A 15599-nucleotide genomic window follows, 5' to 3' on the forward strand; every position below is an offset into this window, starting at 1 on the left:
GCGGTCGGGCGGCGCGGGCAGGCGGCGCACGCGGACAGGCGGGTCGGCGGACAGTCGGGCCGGCGGCGCGGCCGGTCAGGCGGACAGTCGGCGCGGCCGGTCAGGCGGTCCGGCCGTCCGGGCCGGACCGCCGGGCGCGGCGCGGGCGGTACTCGACCAGGGTGAGGGCGAGGGAGACGTACCGCTCGACGAGGTCGTCGACGGTCAGCTCGCCGTCGGGCCGGTACCACTGGGCGACGGCGTTGCACATGGCGATGACCGCCCGGCGGGCGTCGTCGGGGTACGGGGTGAGGAAGAGCGCGCGGGCCCGTCCGTCCTCGACCACGTCCTGGAACATCCGGGTGGCCTCGGCCCGCCTGCGGTGGAAGTGCGCCCGCTGCTCGTCGTTGAGGCTGCGGTCCTCGGTCAGCTCGACGGCGCTGCGGTCGCGCTGGCCGGCCCGGAAGCGGACGGTGGCCTCGACCAGCGCCTCCAGCCGCTCGGCCGGGTCGTCGCCCGCCCCGGCGAGGGCCGTGTCGCAGGCGCGGCGGTAGCGGTCCATGCCCTCGTCGAGCAGCGCGTGGAGCAGTTCCTGCTTGCCGCCGTAATAGTGGTACAGCGCGGAGAGGCTGACCCCGGCGCGCTGGGCGATGTCGCGGATGGAGGTGGAGCCGTACCCGCGCTCTGCGAACTCCTGGCGGGCGGCCTCCAGCAGGGCCCGGTGGCCCGCGGGCCGCAGGGTGTCGAGGTCCATGGGCGCTTCCCGTCCCCGAGGTCGACAGCTGATCGAACGTTCAGCATTCTAGGCGAGAAGAGGGCAGGGAGGGCTCTGGACAGCCCCAGGACCGATGGTTAGCTTAACAAGCGTTCGACCACCAGAAGGGACCACGTCGTGCGCCGCACCGTTTTCAGCGAGGACCACGAGGCTTTCCGGGCGACCGTCCGCGAGTTCATCGCCAAGGAGGTCGTGCCGGTCTACCCGGAGTGGGAGAAGGCCGGCCACGCGCCGCGCGACTTCTACCGCAGGCTGGGCGAGCTCGGCGTCTTCGGCATCGAGGTGCCGGAGGAGTACGGCGGCGCGGGCATGGGCGGCTTCAAGTACCAGGCCGTGGTCACCGAGGAGACGATGCGCGCCGGGGTGAGCCTCGGCAGCGCGGGCGTCCACACCGGCCTGGTGCTGCCCTACATCCTGGAGTACGGCAGCGAGGACCAGAAGAAGCGCTGGCTGCCCGGCTTCGTCTCCGGCGAGATCATGACCGCCATCGCCATGACCGAGCCCGGGACCGGCTCGGACCTCGCGGGCATCACCACCCGCGCCGAGCTCTCCGCCGACGGCACCCACTACGTCCTCAACGGCGCCAAGACCTTCATCACCGGCGGCGTGCAGGCCGACCTGATGCTGGTGGTCTGCCGCACCTCCCCCGCCGGCCCCGAGGACCGGCGCGGCGGCCTGTCGATCCTCTGCGTGGACACGAGGTCCCCCGGCTACGCGGTGGGCCGCAAGCTGGAGAAGATCGGCCTGCGGACCTCCGACACCGCGGAGCTGTCCTTCACCGACGTCCGCGTCCCGGTGGAGAACCTGCTGGGCGAGGAGGGCCGCGCCTTCTCCTACCTCACCCGCAACCTGGTCCAGGAGCGGCTGGCCATCGCGGTGGGCGGCTACGCCTCGGCGCAGGCCGCGGTCGGCTTCGCCGTGCAGTACGTCAAGGACCGGCAGGTCTTCGGCCGCACGGTGGCCGAGTTCCAGAACACCAAGTTCGTGCTGGCCGAGTGCGCCGCCGAGGTCGAGGCCGCCCAGTCGATGGTCGACCGCGCCCTGGAGCTGCACGAGACCGGCGAGCTGACCCCGGCCGACGCCGCCAAGCTGAAGCTGTTCTGCACCGAGGTGTCCGCGCGGGTGGTCGACAAGTGCCTGCAGCTGCACGGCGGGTACGGCTACATCCTGGAGTACCCCATCGCGCGGCTATACACGGACGCCCGGGTGACCCGCATCTACGGCGGCACCAGCGAGGTCATGAAGACCGTCATCGCCAAGTCCCTCGGCCTGTAGGCCGCGGGGAACCCACGAGGAGGACCCCTGATGCGCGACGCAGTGATCGTCGACGCCGTGCGCACCCCGGTCGGCCGGCGCGGCGGCGCCCTGGCCGGGATCCACCCCGCCGACCTCTCGGCCCACGTGCTGAACGCCCTCGCCGCCCGCACCGGGCTCGACCCGGCACTGGTCGACGACGTGGTCTGGGGCTGCGTCTCCCAGGTCGGCGAGCAGACGGCCTGCATCGGCCGGTACGCGGTGCTCGCCGCCGGCTGGCCGGAGGAGGTGCCGGGCGTCACCGTGGACCGGCAGTGCGGCTCCTCGCAGCAGGCGGTGCACCAGGCGGCGGCCGGGGTGGTCTCCGGCCAGTACGACATCGCGGTCGCCGGCGGCGTGGAGTCGATGACCCGGGTGCCGATGGGCTCCTCCTGGGGCGGCGGCGCCGTCGGGGAGCCGTACGGGCCGCTGGCACGGGCCCGGTACGGGGGCGTCGAGTTCAACCAGGGCGTCGGCGCCGAGATGATCGCCGAGGAGTACGGGCTGGGCCGCGCCGAGCTGGACGCGTACGCCCTGGAGTCGCACGCCCGGGCCGCCCGTGCGATCGACGAGGGGTTCTTCCGGGACCAGACCGCGCCCGTGCCGGTCGCCGGCCCGGACGGCGAGGAGCGCCTCTTCACCACCGACGAGGGCGTGCGGCGCGGCTCCACCCCGGAGCAGCTGGCCGGGTTGAGGACCCCGTTCCGCGCGGACGGGGTGGTCTCGGCCGGGAACGCCTCGCAGATCTCCGACGGCGCGGCCGCGCTGCTGGTCACCACGGGTGAGATCGCGGCCCGCCACGGCTGGCGGCCGATCGCGCGGGTGCACACGGCGACGGTGGTCGGCACCGACCCGGTGACGATGCTCAAGGGGCCAATACCGGCGACCGCGAAGGTCCTCAAGCGGGCGGGGCTGTCGCTGGGCGACATCGGGGCGTTCGAGGTCAACGAGGCGTTCGCCTCGGTGGCGCTCGCGTGGCGGAAGGAGACCGGGGCGGACCCGGCACTGCTCAACCCGCACGGCGGCGCGATCGCCCTGGGGCACCCGCTGGGCGGCTCCGGCGCCCGGCTGATGACGACCCTGGTGCACCACATGCGGGACAACGGCGTGCGCTACGGCCTGCAGACCATGTGCGAGGGCGGCGGGATGGCCAACGCCACCGTCCTCGAGCTGCTCTGACGGCACCGGGGCCCGTCCCCGCGCCGCGTCCGGCCCCGGCCGGGCGCGGCATCGGCCCCCTCGGGCGGTGTCAGCCCTCCCCGGGCGGCTCGGCGGCCTCGTCGGGGGCGGCCGTCCGGGCCGCCCCGTCCGTCCGGGCCGCCCTGTCCGTCCGGGCCGCCGTCCCGGCACCGGCCGCCGTCCCCGCCCGGGCCGCCTTCCCTGTCCTCGGCCCGGTCTCCGCCCCGACGGCCAGCGCGGCGGCGTCCAGCCCGCGGGTGAGCGCGTCGAGGCGCGTCCGCAGGTCGGCGATCTCCTCGAGGCTCATCCCGGTGGCGGAGGCGATCCGCAGCGGCACCTCGCAGGCCCGGTCGCGCAGGGCGTCCCCCGCCGCGGTGGGGGTGACCGTGACGGACCGCTCGTCCTCCGGGCTGCGGCGGCGCTCCACGAGGCCGGCCGCCTCCAGCCGCTTGAGCAGCGGCGAGAGGGTTCCCGAGTCCAGCCGGAGGGCCTCGCCGAGGCCCTTGACGGTGGTCCCGCCGTGCTCCCAGAGCACCATCATCACCAGGTACTGGGAATAGGTGAGGCCGAGGTCCCTGAGCAGGACGCGGTAGACGGCGCCGAAGGCGCGGTCGGCGGCGTTCAGGGCGAAGCAGACCTGGTTGTCGAGCCGCAGGGCTTCCTCGTGCTTGGTCCTCATGCCTCCAGGGTAACGGCCTGCAGCGCGCCATCGAGTTGCGCACAACTCAATTGCGTGCTTCAGTTATGTCCGTACGCAGGAACACCGGACATGCAGGACCCCAGAGATGCGGGATCCCGGAAACACGGGATCCAGGACGGGAAGGACGCGCACGATGGACGCGCTGTACACCGCTGTCGCCACCGCCAACGGCCGCGAGGGCCGGGCCGTCAGTTCGGACGGCCAGCTGGACCTGCCCCTCTCCCCGCCCCCGGCGCTCGGCGGCAGCGGACAGGGCACCAACCCCGAGCAGCTCTTCGCGGCCGGCTACGCCGCCTGCTTCGCCAGCGCCCTCGGCCTGGTCGGCCGGCAGGCCAAGGTCGACACCAAGGACGCCTCCGTGACCGCCGAGGTCTCCATCGGCAAGGTCGGCGAGGGCTTCGGCCTGGCCGTCGTCCTCCGGGTGGAGCTGCCGGAGGAGCTGCACGGCGAGACCGGCGAACTGCTGGTCAAGAAGGCGCACGAGGTGTGCCCCTACTCCAACGCGACCCGCGGCAACATCCCCGTGGAGCTCGTCGTCGAGTGAGACGACGGGCCGGGCGCCCCGCGGGGCGGCCGGCCCGTCGCACCGGCCGCGCACACGCCGTCCCCCGACGGCGGTGCGCGGCCGGCGTCGTCGCCCCCGGACCGGCGGCCGTGCCGGTCGGTCCCCCGGGGCGGCCCGGCCGCAAGGCCGGGCGGACCGCCCGGGCGGCTGCGGCCCCGCCCGGGCGGTCCTGCTGTGGGACCCCGCGCCCCGGACCCCGCACGCCCGGGGTCCGGGGCGCGGGGTCCGTGCGCCTCAGGGCTCGTACACCTGGTCCATCCGCACCACGCGGCCCCCGGCGTCCTGCCGGACCGCGAAGAGCAGGCCGGGGTGGCGGGCCAGCCCGGCGGCCAGCTCGGCGAGCGAGGCGACGGCCGGCCGGCTGCCGGTGCTGAGCGGGGCGGTGGTGGTGACCGCCGCCGTGGGCGCGACGGCGATCCGGCGGACCGCTCCGGACGGCGCCAGGGTGGTGCCGCCGGGGGCCGACGGGTCGGCCGCACAGGAGAGCGGGACCGCCTCGACCGCCGCGGCGAGCCCACGCAGCGGGTCCTGGCGCAGGGTGATCCCCCGGACCCGCATCAGCACCGTGCGGGCGCCCGCCGCCGCACAGGAGGCCTGCGCCGTGGGCAGCGGCAGCGGCAGAGCCGTCGCGGTGCCGGCCGGCCCTCCGGCCGTCGGGGACCCGGCCGTCGGGGCGGGCGCGCCCGTGCCGCGGGACGGGCCCGTGGAGGCGGACCCGGTGGCGGCGGGCCCGGACGTCCGGCCGGGCGCCGGGGCGCCGGGGCGGGTGTCCGCGGGTGCGGGCACCGCCGGTGCGGTGGCCGCCGGGCGGACGGGCCCGGGGGCGGGAGGCGCCTGCGCACCGTGGAATCCCCCGGCCAGGCCGTACGCGGTGCCGCCCGCCAGCAGGCCCGCGAGGGCCGCCGACGGCACGAGGACGATCCGCCTGCGGCGCCGCTGCTCGGTGCGGCGGCGCAGCCGTGCGGGGTGCAGCGGCGGCGCGGCGTCGCGCTCCGCCGACTCGGCGAGCCCCTGCAGGGCGTCCCGGAACTGCTGATCCCAACCGTTCATCGCGCGGAGATTCCCAGGAGGTCGTCGGACAGGTGTCGGGCGAGGGTCGCGCGGGCCCGGGAGAGCCGGACCTTCACGGTGCCGACCGGCGAACCGGTCTCCGCGGCGACCTCGGCGACCGGCAGGTCGCACAGGTAATGGAGCACCACCGCTCGTCGCTGCTCCTCGGGTATCCTCCGCAGCGCCGCCACCAGGGCGGCGTGCTCCGGTCCGGGTTCGCGGACGTCGCCGGGGGCGCCGTGGCGGAACCAGGCCATGAGGGTGCTGCGGGCCCGGCGCCACCGGCTGACGGCGAGCCGCCAGGCGACGGTGCGGACCCAGGCCTCGGGCGCGTGGGCGGAGGAGAGCTCCTCGCGCCGGTCCCAGGCGCGCACGAAGGCCTCCTGGACGACGTCCTGCGCGTCGGCCAGGTTCCCGGTCATGGCGTAGAGCTGGCCGACGAGGCGCGGCCAGCTCCTGCTGTAGAAGGCGTCGAACTCGTCAGGCGCCAAGCGTCCCCGCTCCTTGCTCCGGCCGGTGCGGCCTCCTCCGGACGACGCGCGCGCCGCCGCGCCCCGGCGCGCCCGGGGTCCGGCGCACGGGGCGGCCGCCGCCCCGCGAGGGGCGGCACCGGTGCCGCACTCTATCCGCCACGTCTTCCTGTCCCTGCCCGGTACGTCCCCCTGCCCGGTACGTCCCCCGCCCGGCACGCCGCCGGCCGGTCCGCGCCCCGCCCGGGACGGGCGGGGGCCCCGGCCGGCGGCGGCCCGGTGCGTGTGCCGCGGGGGCGGTCCGGGGGCCGGGCCGGCGGCCCTGTCCCCGCCGGCTCCGGTCCCGGTCCTCCCCCGCGGCCTGTGCCCCGCCCGGCCCGGTCCCGCGCCAGGGGGGAGCGGCGGGGCCGGATCGGGCGGGGCCCTCCCCCGGCCCGGCCGCGGCATCGGGGGGACGGCGCCGCGGCCGGACCGGGGGAGGGTGCTCACTCCCGGCCGGGAGGCGTCCGCCGGGAGGAGTTCGGGTGCGCCGGCGTCAGCCGGCGGCCTTCAGCACCTTCAGCGCCTTCTGGGTGTCGGTCGAGACCGGGCCGGTGCGGAGGATGCCCGGGCAGACGTTGAGCGGCCTGTCGGCGCCGGTGGAGGTGTGCACCGGGAGGCGGAGCAGGCCGCTCTGGCCGGGGATGCCGACGTCGAGGCCGTCCAGCGCGGGGCAGGCGGTGCCGGTGACGAACCGGACGCCGACGTAGACGCTGCCGCCGGCGGCGACGGTGACCTGGCCGGGGGCGGTGCCGACACGGGTCTGCTTCACGCCCTCCAGCGGGCCGCCCACGGAGAGGGGGGTGATGCCGGTCCAGCCGTCGAGCACGCAGGACGAGGTGGTGGTGTTGACCAGCTTCACGACGGTGGTGACGACGCCGGGGGGCAGGTTGCCCACGTCGATGCCGGAGGTGGCGGCGGGAGCCACGACGGAGCCCTTGAGGTCCTTCAGGGCGCAGACCGAGCCGACGGCGTCGCCGGCGGTGCCGACCGCGCTGCCGACCGCACGGCCGGCGGCGCCCTTGACGCTGCCCGCGGCGGAGCCGGCGACGCCGCCCACCGTGCCGACGGCCTTGCCGGCGTCGACGGAGGCCGGCAGCGAGGCCGCGCCCGAGGGAAGCCTCACGCCGCGCCCGGCCGGGAGGGAGGGCAGGCCGGCGGGGACGCTCACCGAGGGCGAGGGCAGGGCGGCGGCCGCACCCGCCGGGGTCGGCAGGCCGGCGGCGGCGGGCGTGCCGGACTTGCAGGCGGAGAGGCTCAGGGCCGCGGCACCGGCGATCGCGAGGACGGCGAGGTGCTTCGGGGTGCGGGTTGCAGCGCGCATGGGGGGCTCGGCTCCAGGGGCGTGGGCTGGTGACTTGCCCCCTCTACGCAGCTCGGCGGGTGCCGGGTTACATGCCCCTGACGACTTTTCTGCGTGACCCCGGTCACATCGTCGTACCGGCCGTCCGGCGCGGGCCGTGGGGCACCGGCGTCCGTACCGGCGCCCCGGACGGCGCCACCCGGCCCGCGCACACCGCACGGCACGGCACGGCCCGCACGCACCCCGCGTCCCGGCCCCGGCCTCACATGGCCAGATAGGCCCGCATGTGGGTGGTCTCCTCGATCTCGCCTCCCGCCTTGGCCAGCAGCTGCCTGGACAGGTCGCCCAGCGCACGGGCCGCGGCCACCTCCTCGCCGACCCGCTGCTGCTCCGGGTCGTCGGGGTGCCGGGTCGCGTGCCCGTGGGCCCTCAGCTCCGACCCGTCCTGCAACCGGAGCAGGGCCGCCGCCCGGGTCCGGGCGCCCTCCTCGCGGAACTCCATCTCGACGTGCCACCCGACGATCGTCTGCGCCGGGTCCCTGGTCTGCGTCCGCGTCTGCACGGCAATCACCTCCGAGCACTGACCCTTCCAGGGTGCGCCGGTCCCGGCGCGCGCACCACCCGCGGGCGGGCGCACCGGCGCACGGCGGCCCGGGCGCCGGCCTCAGCGGGTGGGCAGCACGGCGAAGCCGACGGCTCCGGCCGGCTCCTCCTCCGCCACCTCGACCCGGTCCACCCGGGCGGCGGGCGGCCCGTGGCGCACCCAGGCGAGCAGCTGCTCCACGCGCTCGGCGGGCCCCTCGAAGACCGCCTCCACGCCCCCGTCGGCGCGGTTGCGCACCCACCCGGCCACGCCGTGCCCGACGGCCGTCCTGCGGCAGGCGTCCCGGAAGAAGACGCCCTGCACCAGGCCGGTCACGACCACACGCCTGCGGACCATGCGCCCCGCCACCTCGCCTCCTGGACGGCCGTTCCCGGACAACGTATCCCCGGGGCGCCCCGGCCGCCCGCAGCGCCGGCCGGAGGCAGGCGGCGAGGGGGCGGCGCGGCGGCGGCGGGCCGCCGCGTGACGGCGGGCGCCGCGGGCCGCATGCTGGAAGGTGGGGCGAGCGGCGGGAACGGGACGGGGTGACCGGTGATGGCCGTCACCGTGGCACTGGCAGGGGACACCATGCTGGGGCGGGGCGTCGCCGCCCGCATCGGGGCGGGCGGCCGGGCCCGGGAGCTGTTCGGGCCGGAGGTGCGGGCCGCCGCCGCGTCGGCGGACCTGTTCGTGCTCAACCTGGAGTGCTGCGTCTCGGACCGGGGAGAGCCGTGGCCGGAGCCGGGCAAGCTGTTCTTCTTCCGCACCCCTCCGGCCGCGGCCGGGATCCTGGCGGAGCTGGGCGTGGACTGCGTGACCCTGGCCAACAACCACGCGCTGGACTACGGCTTCGACGCCCTCGCCGACACCCTCGCGCACCTGGCCGCCGCCGGGATCCGCACGGTGGGCGCGGGCGCCGGCCTGGAGGCGGCACGCCGGTTCGAGGTGCTGGAGGCGGGCGGGGTGCGGCTGGCCGTGGTCGGGGTCGCGGACCACCCGCCGGACTTCGCCGCCGCGCCGGACCGGCCGGGCACCGCCCTCGCCGACCTGCGGTCCGGGGTGCCCGAGTGGCTGGAGGCCGAGGTGGGGCGCGCCGCGGCGGCGGCCGACGCGGTGCTGGTGACGCCGCACTGGGGGCCCAACATGACCGCCCGCCCGCCCCGGTACGTGCGGCGGGCCGCCTGCGGGCTGCTGGACGCGGGCGCCGCCCTGGTCGCGGGCCACTCGGCACACGTCTTCCACGGGGTGGCGCACGGCGTGCTGCACGACATGGGCGACTTCGCCGACGACTACGCCGTCCACCCCGTGCTCCGCAACGACCTGGGGCTGCTGTTCCTGGTCACGCTGGCCGGGGGCGCACCGGCCGAGGGCGCACCGGCCGAGGGCGCCGCGCCGGGCCGGGCGCCGGGGGGCCGGACGCGCCCGGTGCGGCTGGAGGCGCTGCCGCTGGTGCTGGGGACCGGCCGCACGGAGGCCGCCCGGGGCGAGGCGTGGGAGTGGGTGCACGACCGGTTCGCGCGGGCGTGCTCGGAGTTCGGGACCGCCGTGGCGGCCGAGGACGGCCGGCTGGTGGTGGACTGGTCCTGAGGCGGCAGGCCGGGCCCGCACGGCCGCTCCGGCCGGACGGGGGGTCCGGGCCGGCCGCGCCGGACCTGCGGCTCAGCGCTCGGGGGCGCCCTCGTCGGGCCGGTAGGACCTGGTCCACGACTCGCCGCAGGGGCACCGGGACAGCTCGACCAGCTGCCCGTCCTCGGTCACGGAGAGGCCGCGGTTGACGCGTACGTGGACATGCTCACCCATGGGCGGGACCGCCTTCCGTCGGACGTGCGAACGCGCGGACGCGCATTCCGGGCTGAACGCCCAAAGCCCAACATAGGCGGACAGGACGCCCCGGAAGGGCGCCCTGTGGGGCATCCCACACGGCCGCCGGCCGGCCCGCTACATGTTGATCATGTGTCCGGCGAGCCCGTGGACGGCCTCCTTGACCGCCTCGCCGAGCGTCGGGTGGGCGTGGACGTTGCGGGCGACCTCGTGGACGGTGAGGTCCCACTGCTGGGCCAGGGTGAGCTCGGGCAGCAGCTCCGTCACCTCGGGCCCGATCAGGTGCGCGCCGAGCAGCTCCCCGTGCCGCCCGTCGCTCAGGACCTTGACGAAGCCGGACGGGTCGCCGAGGCCGTGCGCCTTGCCGTTCGCCGTGAAGGGGAACTTCTGGACCCGGACGTCGAAGCCCTTCTCCCGGGCCTGCGCCTCCGTCCAGCCGAAGCTGGCGACCTGCGGCTGGCAGTAGGTCGCCCGCGGGATCATCACGAAGTCGAGCTCCATCGTCTCCGCCCCCGCGATGGTCTCGGCGGCGACGATCCCCATGGCCTCGGCGGCGTGCGCCAGCATGAGCTTCGCCGTGACGTCGCCGATGGCGAAGATGTGCGGCACGCTGGTGCGCCCGCGGCCGTCGACCTCCACCGCCCCGCGCTCCGTCAGCCGCACCCCGGTGTTCTCCAGCCCGTAGCCGGTGACCCGCGGCTGGAAGCCGATGGCCTGCATGACCTTGTCGGCCTCCAGGGTCTGCCGCTGCCCGCCGGTCGAGACGTGCACCTTCACCGTCCCGCCGGAGTCGTCGACGGACTCGACCCGGGTGGAGGTGAGGACGTCCACGCCGAGCTTGCGGAAGCGGCGGGCCAGCTCGGCGGAGACCTCCTCGTCCTCCAGCGGCAGCAGGCGGTCCAGGAACTCCACCAGGGTCACCCGCACGCCGTAGTTGTGGAGCACGTAGGCGAACTCGACGCCGATCGCGCCCGCCCCGGCGATCACGATCGACCCGGGCAGCCGGTCGCTGAGGATCTGCTCCTCGTAGGTCACGACCCGCTCGCTGAGCGAGGTGCCCGGCAGCAGCCGGGTGGAGGCGCCGGTGGCGAGGATGCAGTGGTCGAAGGTGACGGTCTCGGTGGAGCCGTCGGCGCCGGTCACGGTGAGCGTGCGGTCGTCGGTGAAGCGGCCGGTGCCGTGGTACTCCCGGATGCCGTTCTTCTTCATCAGGTAGTGCACGCCCTTGACGCGGCCGTCGGCCACCCGGCGGCTGCGCGCGTACGCCTCGCCGTAGTCGAAGGTGACCCGGCCCTCGACCCGCATGCCGAAGGTCTTGGCCTCGTGGGTGACGATGTGGGCGAGCTCGGCGTTGCGGAGCAGCGCCTTGGAGGGGATGCAGCCCACGTTGAGGCAGACCCCGCCCCAGTAGCGCTCCTCCACGACGGCGGCGCTGAGGCCGAGTTGGGCGCAGCGCACGGCGGCGGTGTACCCGCCGGGACCGGCACCGAGGACGACGACGTCGAAGTGTCCGCTCATGCCCGCAACCCTAGGCCGGTCCCGCCGCGTCCGCCCGGCGCCCGGGGCTGACACGCGGGTCTTGGCAGGGATCGGCCGACCAGTTATCGTCAAACTGACGTTTACCGAGCAAGGAGCCCGCCATGGCCGTCAGCGACGCGCTGGCCGACCTCGTCGCACCCCTCAACACCGTGCTGTTCCATGCCGGCGCGGACGCCGTCACCTGGGCCGAGCTGCTCGGCTTCGGCACCGGCGCCGCCTGCGTCTGGCTCACCGTCAGGGCGAAGGTCGCGAACTTCCCCGTCGGCATCGCCAACAACCTCTTCTTCCTCGTCCTGTTCTGGAGCGCCCGCCTGTACGCGGACGCCCTGCTCCAGGTCGTCTACCTGCTGCTGGCCGCCGCCGGCTGGTGGACCTGGCTGCACGGCGGCGAGCACCGCACCGCCCGCCCGACGGGGCGGGCCACCCCGCGGACCCTGGCCGTCCTGCTGCTGCTCCTCGTCCCCGCCACCTGGGCGCTGACCGCGGTGCTCGCCCGCGCCCACGACACCGCCCCCTTCTGGGACGCGCTCACCACCGCGCTCTCCCTCGCCGCGCAGTGGCTGCTCAACACCAAGGCGTACGAGAACTGGTGGTTCTGGATCGCCGCCGACCTGGTCTACATCCCGCTCTACCTCGCCAAGGACCTCGTCCTCACCTCGGCCGTGTACGTCGTCTTCCTCGGCATGTGCGCGGCCGGCCTGCGCGCGTGGCGGCGGCAGCCGGACCGGGCCGCGGCCGCCCCCACGGCGGTGCGCGCATGAGCGGCACCCCCGTCCCCGCCCCCGCCGCCGCGTCCGCCGCCGCGCCCGTCCCCGCCCCCGCGCCCGTCCCCTCGCCCGGGACCGGCACCGGACCCGGGCGGGACTTCGACCACGGCCTGGTCATCGGCAAGTTCTACCCGCCGCACGCCGGGCACCACTTCCTCATCCGCACCGCCGCCGACACCTGCCGCCGGGTCACCGTCGTCGCCATGGCCGCCGACGTGGAGTCGGTGCCGCTCGCCGACCGGGTCGCCTGGCTGCGCGAGGCGTACGCCGACCGCCCCCACGTCGCCGTCACCGGCGTCACCGACAACCTCGCGGTGGACTACGGCAGCGGCGCGGCCTGGGACGGGCACACGGCCCTGATGCGCGAGGCCGTCGCCGCCGGGCCGCACCGCGCCCGGCCCGTGGACGCCGTCTTCACCTCCGAGCCCTACGGCGCCGAGCTCGCCCGCCGGTTCGGCGCCGCCGACGTGCGGCTCGACCCGGGACGGGACACCTTCGCCGTCTCCGGCACCGCGGTCCGCGCCGACCCGGCCGCCTTCTGGGACGCGCTGGAGCCGCCGGTCCGGGCCTGGTTCGCACTGCGGGTGGTCGTGGTCGGGGCCGAGTCCACCGGCACCACCACGCTCTCCCGCGACCTGGCCGCGGCGCTGCGCTCCCGGGGCGGCCCGCACGCCCTCACCCGCTGGGTCCCCGAGTACGGGCGCGAACTCACCGTCGCCAAGCTCGCCGTCGCCCGCGCCCGGGCCGCCCTCGCCGGGGCGCCCGAACCGGCCGTCTCCGACCTGGACTGGGACGACGCCGACTTCGAGTCCGTCGCCCGCCGCCAGTGCGCCGACGAGGAGGCCGCCGCCCGGGCCGGCGGGCCGGTGCTGGTCTGCGACACCGACGCGCTCGCCACAACCGTCTGGCAGGAGCGCTACCGCGGGCGGTCCACGCCCGCCGTCCGCGCCGCCGCCGACCGGATGCCGCCGCGCTCCCTGTACCTGCTCACCGACGACGCCGGCGTGCCGTTCCACGACGACGGGCTGCGCGACGGGGAGCACCTGCGCCCCTGGATGACCGGGCGGTTCCGGGAGGTCCTGGCCGCGTCCGGCACGCCGTGGCTGGAGGTGCGCGGCGGCCGGGACGCCCGGCTGCTCCGCGCCCTGCAGGCGGTCGACGCGCTGGTCGCCGAGGGCCGCCGCCTGGCCGACCCGCTGGGCTGAACCGCCGGGCCGGGCCGCCGGCCGGACGGACGCGGCCGGTGCGGCGGTGCGGCCGGTGCGGCCTGCCGGGCCGGTGCCGGGACGCGCCGCGGCACCGGCCCGGCGGGGCCCGTGGCACCATGCAGACGGCGGCCGCACGCAGTCCACCCCGAGGAGTCGCACCCCATGCCCCCAGCGCAGGCGGCCCGGCCGCCGGTGATCACGGTCGGCGGCCCGGGTTCGTTCCCGTGGCGGGTCTTCCACGAGCGCCACCCCGTGCTGCTGCGGCAGGTCCTGGACGGCCTCCCGTACGGGCCCGCGCAGCGGACCGCCGTGCAGCGGCTGCTGGAGGAGAGCACCGACGGGGTGGTCGGCCCCCTGGAGGACGGGGCGCCCGACGCCGCGGCATGGGACGCCTGGGGACTGCCCGGCCACCTCGGCGAGCGCTGGACGGACCTGCCGTTCCTCTGGGCGGAGGGCTACTTCTACCGGCGGCTGCTCGCCGCGGTCGGCTGGTTCGGGCCGGGGCCGTGGCAGGGCGTCGACCCGTTCGGGCCGGTCAAGGCCGCCGAGCTGGGCAGCGCGGCGGTGGACGGGGAGCTGGCGGCCCTGGACGGACTCGCCCGCCTCGACGGGGAGCGGCGCGACGACGCCCTGCTGCGCTCCGCCCTGTGGGGCAACCGCGCCGACCTCTCCTTCCGCCTCACCCCCGGCGGGGAGGGCACGGCGGAGGACGACGGGGGCCTCGTCCACGACGACGGCGCCCGGTTCCGGGCGCTCCTCGCCGCCGGGCCCCCCGGCACGGTCGCCCTGCTCGCCGACAACGCGGGCCGGGAGCTGCTGCCCGACCTGGTCCTCCTCGACCACCTGCTGCACACCGGCCGCGCCGCCTCGGCCCGCCTGTACGTCAAGCCGCAGCCCACCTTCGTCTCCGACGCCACCACGGCCGACGTGCTCGCCGCCGCCGGCCGGCTGCTCGCCGCGCCCGGCGCCGCCGGATCGGTCGGCCGCCGCCTGCGGCAGGCGCTGACCGGGGGCCGGCTGGAGATCCGCACCCACCCCTTCCTCTGCGCGCCGCTGCCCTTCGAGGCCATGCCGGACGACCTGCGGGCCGAGCTCGCCGAGGCGGTGGTGGCGGTGGTCAAGGGCGACCTCAACTACCGGCGCCTGGTGGGCGACCGCCACTGGCCGGCCACGGCCTCGTTCGCCGGCCTCACCGCCCACTTCCCGGCGCCGGTGGCGGCCCTGCGCACCCTGAAGTCCGACGTGGCGGCGGGCCTCGACCCCGCCGTCGCCCACCGCCTGGAGGCCGCCGACCCCCGGTGGCGCACGAGCGGCCGCCATGCCGTCGTCCAGGTCCGCCCGTGACGGGTCCGCCCGTGAGGGATGCGGCCGTCAGGGATGCGGCCGTCAGGGATGCGGCCGTCAGGGATGCGGCCGCGCCGGGTCCGCACGTGCCGGGGTCCCGCCCGTGACGACGGGGGACCGCCGGCGCCCGCCGTGCGGCGGCCGCACGCCCCTCCCTCGCCGCCGCGTGGCAGGCTACGGGCGACCCGTCCCTGACAGGAGGCACCCATGGAGCAGCAGCGGCAGCGTGTCACGGTCGTCACGGGAGGCAGCCGCGGCATCGGCGCGGCGGTCTGCGTGCGGCTGGCCGCCGACGGGCACGACGTCGCCGTCGGCTACCGCGCCGACGCGGACGCCGCCGAGGCCGTGGCCGAGGCCGTCCGCGCCGCCGGCCGGCGCTGCGTGACCGTGGCCGTGGACACCGCCGACGAGGCCGCCGTGGACCGCCTCTTCGCCACCGCCGCGGCGGAGCTCGGCCCCGTCACCGGCCTGGTCAACAACGCCGGCGTCAGCGGTCCCAACGGCCGCCTCGCCGACGCGGACGCCGAGGGGATGCGGCGGGCGGTGGACGTCAACGTGACCGGCTACCTGCTCTGCGCGCGCCGCGCCGTCCGCGCCATGGCGCGGACCGGCGGCGGCGCCGTCGTCAACGTCTCCTCCGCCGCCGCCACCCTCGGCAGCCCCGGCCAGTACGTGCACTACGCCGCCACCAAGGCCGCCGTGGACGCCATGACCGTCGGCCTCGCCAAGGAGGTCGCCGCCGACGGCATCCGGGTCAACTGCGTGGCGCCCGGCATCATCCGGACCGGGTTCCACCAGGACCCCGAGCGGCCCGCCAAGCTCGCCGGCACCATCCCGCTGGGCCGCCCCGGGCAGGCCGAGGAGATCGCCGGGGCGGTCTCCTGGCTGCTCTCCGACGACGCCTCCTACGCCACCGGCGCGGTCCTCCGGGTGGCCGGCGGCATCTGACCGCCGCCGCCCGGGACGGGCCGGCGCCGCCGTTCG

The 15599-nt window shown here is 76.8% G+C and carries 16 protein-coding genes and 1 pseudogene; 8 read left to right on the forward strand and 9 right to left on the reverse strand.

The genetic code is table 11. The features are described from left to right. Positions 1 to 100: 100 nt before the first annotated feature. Positions 101 to 733, reverse strand: a complete 633-nt coding sequence (locus tag LO771_RS16715; RefSeq protein ID WP_230653145.1) for a TetR family transcriptional regulator — start codon at positions 731 to 733, stop codon at positions 101 to 103. A gap of 138 nt (positions 734 to 871) precedes the next feature. Here LO771_RS16715 and LO771_RS16720 point away from each other — a divergent pair, with 138 nt between their 5' ends. Together LO771_RS16720 and LO771_RS16725 are read left to right on the forward strand one after the other, a co-directional pair. Next, positions 872 to 2029: an acyl-CoA dehydrogenase family protein gene (locus LO771_RS16720; protein ID WP_230653147.1), complete on the forward strand. Its 1158-nt coding sequence runs from the start codon at positions 872 to 874 to the stop codon at positions 2027 to 2029. 30 nt (positions 2030 to 2059) lie between these two features. Then, positions 2060 to 3226 carry a thiolase family protein gene (locus LO771_RS16725; RefSeq protein ID WP_230653149.1) on the forward strand — a complete coding sequence of 389 codons (1167 nt, stop codon included), beginning with the start codon at positions 2060 to 2062 and terminating at the stop codon, positions 3224 to 3226. A 214-nt stretch (positions 3227 to 3440) separates the two neighbouring features. On the opposite strand, the pseudogene LO771_RS16730 reads toward LO771_RS16725, so the two are convergent. After that, positions 3441 to 3905, reverse strand: a pseudogene (locus tag LO771_RS16730) (MarR family winged helix-turn-helix transcriptional regulator); the annotation flags it as partial. 154 nt (positions 3906 to 4059) lie between these two features. On the opposite strand from LO771_RS16730, the gene LO771_RS16735 reads away from it, so the two are divergent. Then, positions 4060 to 4470, forward strand: a complete 411-nt coding sequence (locus tag LO771_RS16735; protein WP_230653151.1) for an organic hydroperoxide resistance protein — start codon at positions 4060 to 4062, stop codon at positions 4468 to 4470. 255 nt (positions 4471 to 4725) lie between these two features. Here the strand turns inward: LO771_RS16735 and LO771_RS16740 are convergent, their stop codons facing one another. From LO771_RS16740 to LO771_RS16760, 5 genes are all read right to left on the reverse strand, one after another. Further along, the gene (locus tag LO771_RS16740) at positions 4726 to 5541 is read right to left on the reverse strand and encodes a hypothetical protein (RefSeq protein ID WP_230653153.1); all 816 of its coding nucleotides are present in this window, start codon (positions 5539 to 5541) and stop codon (positions 4726 to 4728) included. Then, positions 5538 to 6032, reverse strand: coding sequence for a SigE family RNA polymerase sigma factor (locus LO771_RS16745; protein WP_230653155.1), 495 nt, complete (start codon positions 6030 to 6032; stop codon positions 5538 to 5540). Before LO771_RS16745 ends, LO771_RS16740 begins: the two co-directional genes overlap by 4 nt. Before the next feature lie 514 nt (positions 6033 to 6546). Continuing rightward, the gene (locus tag LO771_RS16750) at positions 6547 to 7374 is read right to left on the reverse strand and encodes a DUF4232 domain-containing protein (protein WP_230653157.1); all 828 of its coding nucleotides are present in this window, start codon (positions 7372 to 7374) and stop codon (positions 6547 to 6549) included. Between the two features lie 241 nt (positions 7375 to 7615). Continuing rightward, positions 7616 to 7915 (reverse strand): DUF1876 domain-containing protein, encoded by a 300-nt coding sequence (locus LO771_RS16755; protein WP_308188927.1) that lies wholly within the window; start codon positions 7913 to 7915, stop codon positions 7616 to 7618. 102 nt (positions 7916 to 8017) lie between these two features. Next, positions 8018 to 8293 (reverse strand): acylphosphatase, encoded by a 276-nt coding sequence (locus LO771_RS16760; protein WP_230653159.1) that lies wholly within the window; start codon positions 8291 to 8293, stop codon positions 8018 to 8020. Between the two features lie 198 nt (positions 8294 to 8491). On the opposite strand from LO771_RS16760, the gene LO771_RS16765 reads away from it, so the two are divergent. Then, positions 8492 to 9523, forward strand: coding sequence for a CapA family protein (locus LO771_RS16765; RefSeq protein WP_230653161.1), 1032 nt, complete (start codon positions 8492 to 8494; stop codon positions 9521 to 9523). A gap of 72 nt (positions 9524 to 9595) precedes the next feature. On the opposite strand, the gene LO771_RS16770 is transcribed toward LO771_RS16765, so the two are convergent. Beyond that, a complete protein-coding gene (locus LO771_RS16770) occupies positions 9596 to 9736 on the reverse strand; it encodes a hypothetical protein (RefSeq protein WP_230653163.1) in 141 nt (46 codons plus the stop codon). A 138-nt stretch (positions 9737 to 9874) separates the two neighbouring features. After that, the gene (lpdA, locus tag LO771_RS16775; protein ID WP_230653165.1) at positions 9875 to 11275 is read right to left on the reverse strand and encodes a dihydrolipoyl dehydrogenase; all 1401 of its coding nucleotides are present in this window, start codon (positions 11273 to 11275) and stop codon (positions 9875 to 9877) included. Positions 11276 to 11397: 122 nt separating this feature from the next. Between lpdA and pnuC the strand changes: the two genes are divergently transcribed. The 4 genes from pnuC to LO771_RS16795 all read left to right on the forward strand — a co-directional run bounded on the left by pnuC (position 11398) and on the right by LO771_RS16795 (position 15563). Continuing rightward, positions 11398 to 12057 (forward strand): nicotinamide riboside transporter PnuC, encoded by a 660-nt coding sequence (gene pnuC / locus LO771_RS16780; protein ID WP_230653167.1) that lies wholly within the window; start codon positions 11398 to 11400, stop codon positions 12055 to 12057. Beyond that, positions 12054 to 13268, forward strand: coding sequence for an AAA family ATPase (locus LO771_RS16785; protein ID WP_230653169.1), 1215 nt, complete (start codon positions 12054 to 12056; stop codon positions 13266 to 13268). The genes pnuC and LO771_RS16785 overlap by 4 nt, the downstream gene beginning before the upstream one ends. A gap of 165 nt (positions 13269 to 13433) precedes the next feature. After that, positions 13434 to 14615, forward strand: a complete 1182-nt coding sequence (locus tag LO771_RS16790) for a damage-control phosphatase ARMT1 family protein (protein ID WP_230653171.1) — start codon at positions 13434 to 13436, stop codon at positions 14613 to 14615. Between the two features lie 207 nt (positions 14616 to 14822). Beyond that, the gene (locus LO771_RS16795) at positions 14823 to 15563 is read left to right on the forward strand and encodes an SDR family NAD(P)-dependent oxidoreductase (RefSeq protein ID WP_230653173.1); all 741 of its coding nucleotides are present in this window, start codon (positions 14823 to 14825) and stop codon (positions 15561 to 15563) included. The last annotated feature ends 36 nt before the right edge of the window (positions 15564 to 15599 follow it).

The sequence above is a fragment of the Streptacidiphilus sp. ASG 303 genome (genome assembly GCF_020991365.1).
GTDB lineage: Bacteria > Actinomycetota > Actinomycetes > Streptomycetales > Streptomycetaceae > Peterkaempfera.